Raw genomic sequence first — 14626 nt, 5'->3', positions numbered from 1 at the left:
AGTAAAACACTAAACTACAAGGGTTTAAAAACAACCTATGAAGCTTCTAAAAACTCTAAAATAGAATGTCCTTTAGGCGCATTTATCTTTTTTCTAAGACGAGATCTACTTCGAGTTACACTATCCTGAGAGATTGCCAACATACTGGCGATTTCATTTGTGTCTAAATACAATTTCTCCATTGCAATTAAGCGCTCTTCTGACTTAGTTAAGTCATATCCTTTATTTTTGATTTTTACGAAGAAACTAGGGTATACATTTTTAAACTTCTCTTTAAACGTATACCAATCGTCGTTTGTTAGGATTTTAGTAGTAGTCAAATCTTGGAGTTTCTCAATAGATTTTTGAGCTCCAATTTCTTCTTTTAATTTTTCTATTTCTTCTGAAAGTGTTTCTTGTGTTTTACTTTTCTCAAGTAACAACTTGGTAAATTCGTCAAGTTCTTTTTTATTTTGAGCTATTTTCTTTCTTAAGGCTCTTCTCTTTTGTTTTCCTAAAAGCCAAATGTAATAGGAAATGACAATAGAAATTACCACTATTGAAAACAATAATAACCAAAGTGTTTTTCTTTTACTTTTTGCCAATTGTTGATCCTTTTCTAACAATGAAATTTGTGTTTCTTTTTTATAAATCTCATTGTCTTTTCGTTCTGTCTCGAACTGCGATTGATAATACAACAACCTATTTGTCTTTACCTCGTCTTCTAACAACTCTTTAGCCTCAATATATTTCTGCTGATGTTGATAAGCTTTAACATGATCTTTCTGCAAAGCATATAACTCTCCCAACTCTCTTTCAGCTTTTATATAGTTATTAACATCATTTATCTTTTCTTTTTTACTAATAAGTTCTTTAAGCACTTCAATAGCTTTTGAATAATCACCTATTTTTCTGTAATAAGATGCTCTAGGCAATAGCAACGCAGAATTATAATATTCTGGAGCATCCGTAAGCAACCTTTGTTCATCTGCTAGATCTAAATGCTTTTTTGCTTCTTTTAAATTATTCTTATGTAAATAATATTTTGAAGCACCCGCTTCAGCATACGTTTTAATTACTGCCTTACCAACCTTATGTTTAACGCTATCTGCATAAAACAATGCCGAATCAGCATATTTCTTTGCAATCGCGAATTCTTTTTTACTTAAATAATTCCCTGCTAACTGAATGTATACCGTACTTATCCCCTTGTATTCTTTATCTTTCCATAATTCTTTGAGTACTCTTTTTCTTTCAGAAATGGCTTTATCAAAGAACCTGTTTCTACCATAAATACTTCCAAGTTCAGAAATCGCATAATTTGCATATAGTTTGTCTCCTAAAATATCATATAGTTTATATGCTTCTTCATAACGTTCTAAAGAAACTAAGAATTTTTTTAAGTTTACATACACCTGTCCAGCAAAGTAGCGCGCATCCGCAGCGAAAATAGAATCTCCACTTTTTAAAAATAAATCTCCTGATTTATCATAATCTTTTGCTGCCTTTTCCAATAATTCCTGATTAAAATAAGCCCCTCCTCTTTTTAACAATAAATGTGCTTCTGATTTATCTTTCGTAAACTTTGCTTTGTGCTTTAGCATTTCTTCTACCACATAAATAGCAGAATCAGGCTCACCACCATAGATATGCTTTTGTGCTATAAATCTTGTTTTTGATGCTGCTAAGTCAAAATCTCCTTGTTTTTTTGCCAACCCCACCAATTGTCTTAAATAGACAAACTGCTTAGGATGCTTTGCTCTAATCATTTGATGTGTTAGTGTATCTAACAACTTCAATTTTAACCTATCATCTTGGGTGGCAGCAAATTTTTGTTGAAGAGTATCTATCTTAGTTTGTGAAAAACTAGAAACTACTATGCAGAATGTAAAAATTAAAAGGGATAAATTTCTAACCATAAAATCTATAATGCCTTTATATAGACGATTTAAAATTAAACTAATTCCTGAGATACTCCAAATTTGACTTTAGTATTTATTCTTTAAATATTAACAAAATTCGACAATAAAAAATCTCCAAGCTTTCACTTGGAGATTAATGTAATTATTTCACTTTAAATTAATCTTTCTTTTTTCTTACCATTAACCAAACTCCAATTAAAATTAATGGGATACTTAATAGTTGTCCAGTATTTAATCCTAAAACAATATCCTCTCTTCCTTCTACTTGAGGTTCTTTAAAATATTCTATTGTTAAACGTAATCCCCATAATCCAATCATAAATAATCCAAACAAGAATCCTTCTTGCTTCTTTCTATCTGTTTTCCAATAGAAATACCATAAAATAAAGAATAAAGCTAAATAACTAAAAGCCTCATATAATTGGGTTGGGTGACGCGGAACACTTTCTCCAGCTCTCTTAAAAATAACTCCAAAGCTAGACCCCGTTGGTTTACCATAAATTTCTGAGTTAAAGAAGTTACCAAAACGAATAAAGAATGCTGCTAAGGCTACCATGATTCCTAGTCTATCTAATAAGAACAAAAACTTTCCTTCAAGATGTTTCTTAGCATAAAAATACATCGCTATAATAATTCCAATAGCAGCTCCATGACTAGCAAAACCTGTATAACCAGTAAATTTCCAACCTTTCACCAATCCAAAGAGCATCTCTGCTCCTTCTTGCCTTTTCATTGGAAGTATGATTTGCCATAAATTATTTTGATAATCTGCCCAACTATAGAAAAACACTTCTCCTAAACGCATTCCAACTAGCATAGAGACAAATACATACATGAATAATGGATCTAACTTTTCTATTGAAATCTTGTCTTCAATATATATTTTCTTCATAAAATGAAGTCCAAGTAAAAAAGCTATAACGAACATTAAGCTATACCATCTCACTCCAAAACCTCCAATATTAAAAATCTCAGGATTCCAATCCCACACTATGGATAATAAATTCATGTATTCTTACTTTATATTTTTATTCTTTTTTTCTTTTACTTCTGGTACTGGATCATATCCACTTCCTCCCCAAGGATGACAGTTAAATATTCGTTTGGTAGCAAGCCAACCCCCATAAAATAGTCCATGTTTTTTAAGAGCTTCTATTGTATAACTCGAACAAGTAGGAGAATATCTACAAGATGCCGGAGTAAATGGAGATATGGCCGTTTGGTAAAAACGAACCAATAATATAAACGGATATGCTAATATTTTTTTCAATCTAATTCCAGTCTTCTTTTAACAACGTATATCTTCTATCTGTACAATTATCATACTCATTATAAAACTCCTTTGTAGGTTTTAAAAACTTCGATAAAACCTTATTAGAAGCTACATTCTCTACCCAAACATCGGCAGTAATCTTATCTAGTTTTAATTCTGAAAAGGAATAATCAATCATTCTTTTTGTTATCTCGGTTGCATATCCTTTTCCCCAGTAAGGTTTTCTAAAACGATACCCTAATTCTCTATCACCATCGTCATTGGTAAGAAATGCTACCAAGCCTATCAATTCATCTTCCCCTTCTTCAAAAACGCCAAAAATATTCAATGGATTTTTAGAGATATCTCCATCAAAACCAATTGCCTTCTCAAATTTTACATTGATATCTTCTTCAGAAGGACGTTGTTGTGGTATTGCTGTAATAATTTCTTCCGCAGTTAACAACTCTACAAACTCCTTTTTATGAGCTTCGGTAATTGTCTTCACCACAAGTCGTTCAGAAGTAAAAATCATAAGAGTTTTAATTTACCGAAAACGTGGTTCCTTCTCTTCCGTCTTTTAACTGAATTCCTAAAGAAGCTAATTCATCACGAATTTGATCAGACAATGCCCAATCTTTGTTTTCTCTCGCTTCTTTTCTCATTTGAATTAGCATTTCTACAACTCCTTCTAATTTATTAGACCCTTGTTGTGTTTCCTCTTCTACCAATCCTAAAACATCAAAAACAAACGCATCTAACGTTGTTCTTAACACTGCTAAATCTTCTTCAGAAATTTGCGCTTTCTTGTCTTTTAATAAATTGATAAACTTTACTGCTTCAAATAAATTAGCTATTAAAACTGGCGTATTAAAATCGTCGTTCATCGCATCATAACATTTCTGCTTCCATGCTAAAACATCAAAATCATTAGTAGTCTTACTTGCTTCAACTGACTTTAACATCTTTAAGGCTTCCATCAATTTATTATATCCCTTTTCTGAAGCTAATAATGCATCTCCTGAGAAATCTAAGATACTACGATAATGAGCTTGCATATTAAAGAAACGTACTACTCCTGCGCTAAATGCTTTGGGTAAAATGCTATTATCTCCTGTTAAGATTTCTTCTGGTAAGATATAATTCCCCGTAGATTTAGCCATTTTTTGACTATTTAACAATAACATATTAGCATGCATCCAATAGTTTACAGGTTGTACTCCTGAACATGTATGTGATTGTGCTATTTCACATTCATGGTGTGGAAACTTTAAGTCCATTCCTCCCCCATGAATATCTATTTGCTCACCTAAATATTTTGAACTCATTACTGAACACTCTAAATGCCAACCTGGAAAACCATCACTCCATGGAGATGGCCAACGCATAATATGACGCTCATCTGCTTTTTTCCAAAGTGCAAAATCTTGTGGGTTCTTCTTATCTGACTGTCCGTCTAAAACTCTTGTATTATGAATGGCATCTTCTATTGTGCGCCCCGATAAAATTCCATAATTACTAGACTCATTATATTTTAATACGTCAAAATATACCGAACCATTTACCTCATATGCCATTCCCTTTTCCATGATTTCTTTAATCATTTCAATCTGCTCAACAATATGTCCAGTTGCCGTTGGTTCTATACTTGGTGGTAAGAAGTTGTATTTCGTAGTTACATTATGAAAGTCTACCGTATAACGTTGTACTACTTCCATTGGTTCAATCTCTTCTAAACGTGCTTTTTTAGCAATTCTATCTTCGCCTTCATCAGCATCATTTTCTAAATGCCCTGCATCTGTAATATTTCTTACATAACGAACTTTATAACCTAAATGCAATAAATAACGAAACACCATATCAAAAGACATGAATGTTCTAATATTTCCTAAATGCACATTACTGTATACCGTTGGACCACATACATACATTCCTACACGTCCTTCAGTAACAGGTACAAAAAGTTCTTTACTTTTTGATAGCGAATTGTAAATTTTAAGTTGATTTTCTTTGTATAATTCCATAGAAAAAGTGTCTAATAACTGACGCTAAGATAGGCACTTTATAAAGAATAATGAAATGGAATTTTAGTGAAGTTTTTCAGCAATTTATTTTAACTTTTTAGCTTACTCATGTACAGCTAATTGAGTATACTTTCCCTTGATTTCTATGGTATTATTATCCGTTGATAATCTGAAGTTTCCGTTAATTTTCTTAGTCTTTTCATTTACAGAAAATTTCATCACAGAGTTTTTTGTGTAGAAAGGTGTACTATTTTCTATAGAATAGATCAATTCATCTTTAATCTTAGACAAATTAATATCTGCATTACATGAATTTAATAACACCTTTAGTGTTTTATAATTTGGACTTACATCTAAAATAGTAAGCTCTCCATACTTATTAATAACCTCTACATTATTTAAGATTTTATCTATTCTTACTTCAGATGAATTTGTATCTATTTTTGTATTGGTAACCGATGCTACTTTAGCATCGGTTACATTGTTTAATAATAAGGTACAGGCATTTAGTGATTTTATCATAACTGGTGAAAACGATACATTCAATTTTCCTCCATTAATAGCATCTGCTTTAAAAGCTCCATAACTTACCTTTCCATTTACTTTCCCTTTCGGTAATTTGATCTTACAATGACGTGTATTTAAATCAAACGTAGCATTTTTAGGTACTTTAATAATGATTTTTTTTGTCACTTTTACCTTCTTTCCATTTATAGTAAATTCATTACTATCTGATGAAAAAGAATAACTAAAACGAGTATTTTTTAATTGCTCTTGTGCTTTTGCTAAAGCTGCTTTGATTTCTTCTCTATTAATCTTTCTTAATTCATCTCTTGCTCTAGCCATTTCAGCTCTTTCTTCTTTGATAATTCTTCGTCTTTCTTCAAGCATTTTTCTTTTCTCTTCCCTTATTTTTTCACGATCTTTCCTATGCTCTTCACGTCGCTTCTTAAGTTCCTTTGCTCTTTCTTTTAATTCCTTCTTTCTCTTTTCTTGTTTTTTCTTAAACTTCTTATAGTCTTTAGATTTTTTAAATGCTTCCCATTCTTTTTTAGACTTGATCGTAATACTATTTGCTCCATCTTTCCATTCAATGAAGTAATTATCTCCATCTTCTGCATACTTGTCAAAATCAAATTCAAATTCTTCTAAGTCTGGAATTACTAAGGCATCAAAATCTATCTCTGGAATTTCTATATTCGCAACATTTGGTAGTACTATAACTTCGTCCTCTACATGAGGAGCTACTCTATATATACCTGGAACGTTATTTCCATGTTGATTGAACATTACAAAGTTATCTTTACCAAAAGAGTAGTAATTTCCTCTATTAGCGTTTATTTGCACTTTAGTCTTATTTCCTAAGGCTTCAAACTTCCAATTATTTAAATACTTTTCGGCTTCCTTTTTTTCCAGGCCATCAACTTCTATAACCGCTTCAACGGCTACTTCGTTTCTATCCCATGTGGTAACATCTATTTCAGCATTAGATGCTTTTATATCTACTACAACGTCTTTATTTGTATAGAACTTTTCACTAAATTTCTTTTCAAATTTTTGTGCAACCAAAGTTCCTGTAACGCATAATAGCAATACACTTATTTTAAATTTTTTGAATGTCATTTTGAGTTGGATTTTTAAATTCACGTAATTGTTTTTGCATACGTTTTAACAGCTGTAAACGCAATTGCAAGTTTCCAATCAATGCATTGATAGTATCGTCGTTAACACCTTTTGTATTGAGCTCTTCGGTTAACGATTTATATTCTTTTGTTAGATTTCCTAATTGAAATAAATAGCCATCAAATAGTTCTTTATTTTCTTTCGTTAGTTCTAACTGACTTAATTCATAATTAATAGAGTTGATATAATATGCTTCCACTGTTTTTAATTCAGGAGAAATACTTCCTAAACTTATATGTTGTGTTTCCGTTGAATTGCCATTCAAATCAACTACAGGTTCTACAATCTCCCCTCCTCCTTTTGGATAAAAAGTAACGGCAAGCCCAAGTAACAACACTATTGAAGCAGCAACATATAACCATTGATAATTTTTCTTTTTTACCTCTGGAGCATCATGTAACTCTTCCATTAGTTTCTGTTGAAAACGCGCTCTATGATTGGCAGATAATGTTTCTTTTTTCTCATTCTTCTGCTGTAATATTTCTCTAATATCTTTAGACATGATGAGTTGTTTTTAAGTGTTCTCGTACTTGTTTTTTACCTCTCATTAAATGGGTTCTTGAGGTTACTTCTGATATTCCTAGTATTTCAGAAATCTCTTTATGATCATACCCTTCTAATAAGAATAAAGTAAGTACTACTCTATATTTTTCTTTTAACTTTTGAATGCAGCTCACTATTTCTTGATAAGAAATAGTAGAAGCTACACACCAATCATCTTCTTCTACTATCGAAGATGTAATTTCTTCATTTATTGAAATTAGTTCTAGTTTCTTCTTTTTTAACCAGTCAATACTTTGATTGATTACTATTCTTTTCAACCATGCTCCAAAAGCAACTTCTTCTTTATAAGAATGCATATTCTTAAACGCTTTTACAAAAGCATCTTGCATCACATCTTCAGCTACAAATGAATCTTTTACATATCGTAAAGCCACATTAAACATAGCATCACAATACAAATCATACAATTGCATTTGTGCTTTTGCATCATTTATTTTACAAGCTTCAATTACCGAATGATGTAGCTGTTTGGTTGATTTCATTATTGATTTCTTACTCTAAAGACGATTGTTTTTTAATGGCGTTGCATTTTGATAAAATTTTATTTCTAAATTTACATTATTATTTGCTTTACCACTGTTAATGACGTCAAAAAACAAATCAGCACTATCAGAAAAAGACGGGGTTTCACAACCAGAAACCACGAGTAAATCTTCTGCTCAAAAAATTAAGCGTAACCGAAGAAAACAACCTTCAATAAATGAGTTTGTTGAAAAAATTTTAGGAGGTGATATTACTTTTTTAAGTAGGGCTATTACATTGATAGAAAGTACCAATGTAAAACATCAAGAAAAGGCGAATCAAATTTTAGATGCCTGCTTACCGCATGCCAACAAATCTGTTCGAATTGGTATTACTGGAGTTCCTGGTGTTGGAAAAAGTACTTTTATTGAGTCTTTTGGTAAGCACTTAACCTCTTTAGGTAAAAAAGTAGCAGTTCTAGCAGTAGATCCTAGTAGTTCTGTTAACAAAGGAAGTATTTTAGGTGATAAAACTCGTATGGAACAATTGGTTACTGATGCCAATGCTTTTATTCGTCCTTCTCCTTCTGGAACTTCTTTAGGCGGAGTTGCTCAAAAAACACGCGAAAGCATTATTTTATGTGAAGCTGCTGGTTTTGATACTATTGTTATAGAAACTGTTGGTGTAGGACAATCAGAAACTGCCGTACATTCTATGGTAGATTTCTTTTTATTATTGAAACTTGCAGGAGCTGGTGATGAGCTACAAGGTATTAAGCGCGGAATTATTGAAATGGCCGATGCCATTGTTATTAATAAAGCTGATGGTGATAATGCAAAGCCTGCCAAGATTGCCAAAGTTGAATTTAATAGAGCTTTACACTTATATCCTCCTAAAGACAATGGATGGCAACCAAAAGTTATGGTGGCTAGCGCACTACATCATAAAGGAATTGATGCTATTTATGCGATGATTAGCGATTATATAAACAATGCGAAGCAACGTAATTTCTTCAACGAAAAGAGAAAGAATCAAAATGAATATTGGTTGTTAGAAACTATTAATCAGCAATTAAAAAACAACTTCTACAACAATCCAGCAATAAAGGATCAATTAAAAATTGAGATTGAAAATCTAGAAAAAGGAACAACCACTCCTTTTAACGCTGCCAAACGATTATTAGATACATAAAGAAGGCTTAAAACGTATTATGCGAGTAGAAAGAATAGCTTTCTTCTAATAACTTTTGTATTTTAAACCTTCTTAAATCAATCAAAAAACTAAAGGTTAGAAAAGTAATTGTAAACTAACCTTTATAGATTATTACCATCCTAAGTAATAATTTTTATCTAACCATGTTGGACATTCCAGTCCATATTTTTCTCTCATAATATGTTCTGCCACACATAAAGCCTCTTCTACCCATCCTTGTTAATCTGAATAGGCTTCTCTTGTAATGAATATTTGTTCTTCTTGATATGGTTATCTTATGTATGGTATAACTTCCCAAACTTTATAATCACTCTTCCAAGCATGATATCCTCCTCCGGTAATTATAATGTCATAATCTGTTTTCTTTTTTAATTAAGTTTGGTTAGTTAACTTTTTGGTTAGCCCAATTTCTCAATTTTTAAGCATATCTATTGTATTTAATCCTCAGACGAATAATTACAGACCATAAAAGAGTCTTTTAATAGTATAAAGGTTATATTTATCGAAATTTTTGAAAAATGAGTGAAACTGAAAAGAACCTAATTTCCTGGAATGATTTTACTAAGGTTGAAATGCGTGTAGGCACCATCATTTCTGCGGAAGTTTTTAAAGAAGTGAAAAATCCAGCTTATAAAATGCAGGTTGATTTTGGTGAATATGGTATTAAAAAAACCTCTGCTCAAATAACCAAATTATATACTACCGAAGAATTAGTTGGAAAACAGGTAGTAGCTGTGGTAAATTTCCCTAAAAAACAAATTGCTACAATGATGAGCGAATGTTTGGTATTAGGTGGATTAGGTAATGACAAAGAGGTTACCTTACTTTCTCCAGAAAGACCTATTAAAAACGGTAGTAAAATTGCCTAATGAAATCTCTATCTCATAAAACATTCTTCTATATTGATGCTTTCGGTGCTCTTTTATCTAGTTTTTTATTAGGAATAGTATTAGTGAAGTTTCAAGTTTATTTTGGTATTCCGAAGTCTACATTGTACACGCTAGCCATCATTCCTTTTGGCTTCTTATTATATGACCTTTATTGCTTGGTATTTGTTAAAAACCAATTATTTAAATATTTAAAGGTTATCGCTTACCTAAACAGTATGTATTGTGTTGTTTCTTTAGTACTAGTTCTATCGCATTTCAAAGAAGTTACAACGCTGGGTTGGTTGTATATTATTATAGAAATTGTAATTGTATTAATCCTTTCTAAAGCTGAATTAAACGCTGCAAATAAGCATTAAGCTAACTTTAAAATCTTATTAATTGGAATCGGTAAATCAACTCCTTCTTTTAAGAATCGCTTATGAACAGCTTCTTTCAAAGAACATTTTGTTTTAAACTCCAAAAAGGGCTCGTTTAACCACACATAAGCTCTCATATGAATATGATCAGGATGTACGTCTATTACACGAACGTCTACTTGATTTTTATTTTCTAAAACTTGTTCTGTAGTCCTATTATCAATTACATTTGGAAGTTTTATCGCTTCTTCTTGGATTATTTTTCTTGCCAAATCTATGTCTGCTTTTATACCTATTTTAAAGTTGTTAAAACTTAAAATATAGGAATCTTCAATCGTATGATTTAAAACAGAATCGGTACTAATAACCGAGTTAGGTATGATTAAACGTTTGTTTTCAAAGTTATTAATTACCGTATGACGCAATGTAATATCTTCAACTATTCCCATACGAGTTTCATCTAATTTTATATAGTCTCCCACTCGAAAAGGTTTGAAAAGTACAATAAAGGCCCCAGCAATTAAATTGGATAAAGCAGCCTGTGCGGCAAAACCAATAATAGCTGCAATAATTCCGGCCCCTGAAAAGATTAATGTGGCTTTGCTTCGTAAAGTTGGAATAGTTAATATAATATATATCAATGCAAAAATCCCAATAAAGAACTTTACCGAATTTCTAAAAAATAAGATACTTGTTTTACCGTATCGATCGGTCTTTCTGTTTTTTATAAACAGTAAGATAATATAGCGAATTATTCTTGAAATTAACCAAGAGATAAATACAACCATTACGATATAGCCAAGGATTCCCCAAAAAGAATCTAAATCGAATTGATATTTAAAAATTTTACTCACTACTTAGATAAACTAAATGCTTTTGATGCGTGAATTGTGGTGGTATCAAATACGGGAATACTCACATCTTCTTGTTGAATTAACAATGGTATTTCTGTACATCCTAGAACAATTCCTTCTGCTCCTTGCATCTCTAGCTTCTTAATAATACGAAGGTACTCATTTTTAGATTCTTTTTTCAATTCTCCCTTTGCTAACTCCGTATAAATTACACCATGTATTATCTCTCTATCTTTAGCTTCAGGAATCAATACTTCTATTCCGTAACCATTTAAAATAGCGGTATAAAATGGTTTTTCCATCGTGTATTTGGTTCCCAATAAAGCTACTTTTGTTAACTTTTTATCCAAAATTGCTTCTGAAGTTGCATCAGCAATATGAATAATTGGGATGTCTACATTTTTTTTAACAGCATCGACTGTTAAGTGCATGGTATTTGCGCAAATTACAATACTACTTGCTCCTGCTTTTTCTAGACTTAAAGCAGCATCCACAACCATTTCATCTAATAAATCCCATCGTCCTTCAGATTGGTGTTTCGATACTACTCCAAAATCTAAAGAATGAATAAGCACCTTAGCTGTATGTTTTCCACCATATGTTTCATTTGCTAGTTTATTTAAAACTTGGTAATACATAATGGTTGACTGCGGTGTTACACCTCCAATTAAACCTACGGTTTTCATTTAAAATAATGCTGTTTGACTATCGTCGTCTTTGTTATCTTTTTTCTTTTTTATGGCCTTAGCTAATGCTTTCTTAGCCTTATCTTCTTTAGACTCTTCAAAGTCTTTTTTTACCTCGGGAACATCTAATAAAACCACTTCGTCCTCTACAATTTCCTCTTCTTCATTTACTTCAATATCTTCAACTTTTTCCTCTTCTGGTTCTTCATATGGAAGCGATTCTAGCAAATTAACAGTTCTAATTTTATCAGTTGTTAACTGGTTCCCTAATGCTTTTATTCCTTTGACTGAAATAAAATCTTCAAAATTTACTTCTATTTTTTCAAGACTACGCTTAGAGAAAATAACTTCTGCCATAGGGCGATAATCTGTTGCTATAATTTCTAACTTTGATTTCTCATGATCAGAAATAAATACTTCTTCTTTATCAACACTTTCAATTAAAAAGCGTTTTACATAATAACGCTCTTTATTTCCATCAAAATAAATTGCTGAAATTGGTTTATTTGACTTCCATTTTTCCAATACAATCATGTCATTTTCAAAATGCATTGCCAAGTCTGGAGTAACTGCTTTTATTTTTCCTGATTGTGTAGCTATTACGATTTTATCTTCTGCTTTAAACTCTCCTAATAAATCTCCTCTACCATCTACATTTAATCGTTGTACGGCATCGTCAAACCATATTTTACGTGGCTTTAAAGTAGAAGCCCCAGCTTCTTTAAATTCAACTTTCTTTATTGGATGCTTACTCACTAAATTACCTCTTACTGATCGTCCTTTTACTGCTAAATCGGCAAAATCAATATCCCATTTTAGTTTTTTAACGCTTCCTACAGAACGTAACAAAACAGTCACAACCTCTGCTTCTCCATTAGCATTTGCCGTAAAATAAAGTACTTTAGATTTAGGATTGTTATTTGCTAAGTTGTACTCCTTATCTCTGGTTACAGAAGTAACATTAAATCGTTTCATATAAGATGGTCCTCTTGCTCCATCTTTATAAATTAGATTGTAAACGGTACGCTTATCTTTTTTCTTAAATACTGCAATATGAATAATTCCTTTTCCTACAAAAGTTTTAGAGCCAACTTTGGTTACTATCATAGAACCATTATCTCTAAACACAATTATATCATCAATATCCGAACAGTCATCAACAAACTCATCTTTCTTTAACGACGTTCCAATAAATCCTTCTTCTCTATTTACATATAGTTTAGAATTACGCATTACCACTTTTGTAGCAACAATATCATCAAAAATTCTAATCTCCGTTTTACGCTCTTTTCCTTTTCCGTATTTAGATTTTAACTCTTTAAAATAATCAATAGCAAACTCTATTAAATTATCTAAGTAATTCTTTACCTCAGCAATTTTCTCTTCTAAACTCTCAATAAACTGCTTTGCTTTATCTATATCGAACTTAGATATTTTTTTAATTCGTATTTCTGTTAAACGAACAATATCTTCTTCTGTTACAGCTCTCTTTAAATGTTTTATATGCGGCTGTAAACCTTTATCTATAGCTTTAATTACTCCTTCCCAAGTTTCTACTTCTTCAATATCACGGTAAATTCTGTTTTCAATGAAAATACGTTCTAATGAAGAAAAGTGCCATTGCTCTTCAAGTTCACTTAATTGAATTTCTAATTCTCGCTTTAAGAGCTCTACTGTGAAATCGGTTGATTTTTTTAAAACTTCTGTGACTCCAATAAATACTGGTCTGTTATCTTCAATAATACAACACAATGGAGATACTGAATTTTCGCAATTAGTAAATGCATATAAAGCGTCTATGGTTTTATCTGGAGACACATTCGGTGGAAGGTGCACTAAGATTTCAACATTTGCAGCTGTATTATCCTCTATTTTTTTAATCTTAATCTTCCCTTTCTCGTTGGCTTTTAAGATACTATCAATTAACGAAGTGGTCGTAGTTCCAAAAGGTATTTCTGTAATGACTAAAGTTTTCTTATCAAACTGAGATATTTTAGCTCGAACACGAACTTTTCCTCCTCTTTTACCATCGTTATAATTGGTAAAGTCAGCTATTCCTCCAGTTAAAAAATCAGGTACGATTCTAAAACTTCTTCCTTTTAAATATTTGATTGATGCATCAATTAACTCATTAAAGTTATGAGGAAGTATTTTAGTAGATAAACCAACTGCAATACCTTCTGCTCCCTGTGCTAATAACAATGGAAACTTTACAGGCAGATTAATAGGTTCTTTTTTACGACCATCATAAGAGGCTTGCCATTCGGTTGTTTTCGCATTGAAAACTACATCTAAAGCAAACTTGGATAAACGCGCCTCAATATAACGTGAAGCTGCAGCACGGTCACCTGTAAATATATTACCCCAGTTACCTTGCATGTCAATCAACAATTCTTTTTGTCCCATTTGCACCATAGCATCCGCAATGGATGCATCACCATGCGGGTGATATTGCATCGTATGACCAACAATATTTGCTACTTTATTGTAACGTCCATCATCTAGGTCTTTCATAGAATGCATTATACGACGTTGTACAGGTTTAAACCCATCTTCTATTGATGGTACTGCACGTTCTAGAATTACATACGAAGCATAATCTAAAAACCATTCTTTGTACATCCCAGTAACCTTTGTAATGGTTTCAGTTGCTTCTTGATGGTTTTCGTTTGTTAACTCTTCGTCGTGTTCGTAATTGTTGTTCTCTTCACTCATATAAAAATGTTTAAACGACTATTCGTT

General features: G+C 31.8%; 14 protein-coding genes. 3 read left to right on the top strand and 11 right to left on the bottom strand.

Going from position 1 to position 14626, the window contains the following annotated elements:
* Positions 1-35: 35 nt before the first annotated feature.
* The 8 genes from Q0873_RS15185 to Q0873_RS15150 form a co-directional block, all read right to left on the bottom strand.
* Positions 36-1778, bottom strand: a complete 1743-nt coding sequence (locus Q0873_RS15185) for a hypothetical protein (protein ID WP_299108839.1) — start codon at positions 1776-1778, stop codon at positions 36-38.
* A gap of 280 nt (positions 1779-2058) precedes the next feature.
* The gene (gene lgt, locus Q0873_RS15180) at positions 2059-2910 is read right to left on the bottom strand and encodes a prolipoprotein diacylglyceryl transferase (RefSeq protein ID WP_299108837.1); all 852 of its coding nucleotides are present in this window, start codon (positions 2908-2910) and stop codon (positions 2059-2061) included.
* A gap of 6 nt (positions 2911-2916) precedes the next feature.
* Positions 2917-3171 carry a membrane protein insertion efficiency factor YidD gene (gene yidD, locus Q0873_RS15175; protein WP_299108835.1) on the bottom strand — a complete coding sequence of 85 codons (255 nt, stop codon included), beginning with the start codon at positions 3169-3171 and terminating at the stop codon, positions 2917-2919.
* Position 3172: 1 nt separating this feature from the next.
* Positions 3173-3688 (bottom strand): GNAT family N-acetyltransferase, encoded by a 516-nt coding sequence (locus Q0873_RS15170; RefSeq protein WP_299108833.1) that lies wholly within the window; start codon positions 3686-3688, stop codon positions 3173-3175.
* A gap of 7 nt (positions 3689-3695) precedes the next feature.
* On the bottom strand, positions 3696-5177 hold the full coding sequence (gene cysS / locus Q0873_RS15165; RefSeq protein WP_299108831.1) for a cysteine--tRNA ligase: 1482 nt from the start codon (positions 5175-5177) through the stop codon (positions 3696-3698).
* A 102-nt stretch (positions 5178-5279) separates the two neighbouring features.
* Positions 5280-6800 carry an MAP7 domain-containing protein gene (locus tag Q0873_RS15160; protein WP_299108829.1) on the bottom strand — a complete coding sequence of 507 codons (1521 nt, stop codon included), beginning with the start codon at positions 6798-6800 and terminating at the stop codon, positions 5280-5282.
* Positions 6781-7362, bottom strand: coding sequence for a hypothetical protein (locus Q0873_RS15155; protein WP_299108827.1), 582 nt, complete (start codon positions 7360-7362; stop codon positions 6781-6783). The genes Q0873_RS15160 and Q0873_RS15155 overlap by 20 nt, the downstream gene beginning before the upstream one ends.
* Entirely contained in the window at positions 7355-7906 is a 552-nt protein-coding gene (locus Q0873_RS15150) for an RNA polymerase sigma factor (protein ID WP_299108825.1), read from the bottom strand. The genes Q0873_RS15155 and Q0873_RS15150 overlap by 8 nt, the downstream gene beginning before the upstream one ends.
* Before the next feature lie 100 nt (positions 7907-8006).
* On the opposite strand from Q0873_RS15150, the gene meaB reads away from it, so the two are divergent.
* The 3 genes from meaB (at position 8007) to Q0873_RS15135 (ending at position 10344) form a co-directional block, all read left to right on the top strand.
* Positions 8007-9077 (top strand): methylmalonyl Co-A mutase-associated GTPase MeaB, encoded by a 1071-nt coding sequence (gene meaB, locus Q0873_RS15145; RefSeq protein ID WP_299108823.1) that lies wholly within the window; start codon positions 8007-8009, stop codon positions 9075-9077.
* A 539-nt stretch (positions 9078-9616) separates the two neighbouring features.
* A complete protein-coding gene (locus Q0873_RS15140) occupies positions 9617-9967 on the top strand; it encodes a tRNA-binding protein (protein ID WP_299108820.1) in 351 nt (116 codons plus the stop codon).
* Complete coding sequence (locus Q0873_RS15135) at positions 9967-10344, top strand: hypothetical protein (RefSeq protein ID WP_299108818.1); 378 nt, start codon at positions 9967-9969, stop codon at positions 10342-10344. The genes Q0873_RS15140 and Q0873_RS15135 overlap by 1 nt, the downstream gene beginning before the upstream one ends.
* Here Q0873_RS15135 and Q0873_RS15130 read toward each other — a convergent pair.
* Genes Q0873_RS15130 through Q0873_RS15120 form a run of 3 tightly spaced genes read right to left on the bottom strand, consistent with a single transcriptional unit; the run spans position 10341 to position 14599 of the window.
* The gene (locus Q0873_RS15130) at positions 10341-11198 is read right to left on the bottom strand and encodes a mechanosensitive ion channel family protein (RefSeq protein ID WP_299108816.1); all 858 of its coding nucleotides are present in this window, start codon (positions 11196-11198) and stop codon (positions 10341-10343) included. The genes Q0873_RS15135 and Q0873_RS15130 overlap by 4 nt on opposite strands.
* Positions 11198-11884: an aspartate/glutamate racemase family protein gene (locus Q0873_RS15125; RefSeq protein ID WP_299108814.1), complete on the bottom strand. Its 687-nt coding sequence runs from the start codon at positions 11882-11884 to the stop codon at positions 11198-11200. The genes Q0873_RS15130 and Q0873_RS15125 overlap by 1 nt, the downstream gene beginning before the upstream one ends.
* The gene (locus Q0873_RS15120; RefSeq protein ID WP_299108812.1) at positions 11885-14599 is read right to left on the bottom strand and encodes a DNA gyrase/topoisomerase IV subunit A; all 2715 of its coding nucleotides are present in this window, start codon (positions 14597-14599) and stop codon (positions 11885-11887) included.
* Between the last annotated feature and the right edge of the window lie 27 nt (positions 14600-14626).

The sequence above is a fragment of the uncultured Tenacibaculum sp. genome (genome assembly GCF_947498805.1).
In the GTDB taxonomy this organism is placed as follows: domain Bacteria; phylum Bacteroidota; class Bacteroidia; order Flavobacteriales; family Flavobacteriaceae; genus Polaribacter.
Note: the sequence above shows the minus strand (reverse complement) of the source record. Positions and strands in the feature narration are given on the sequence as shown.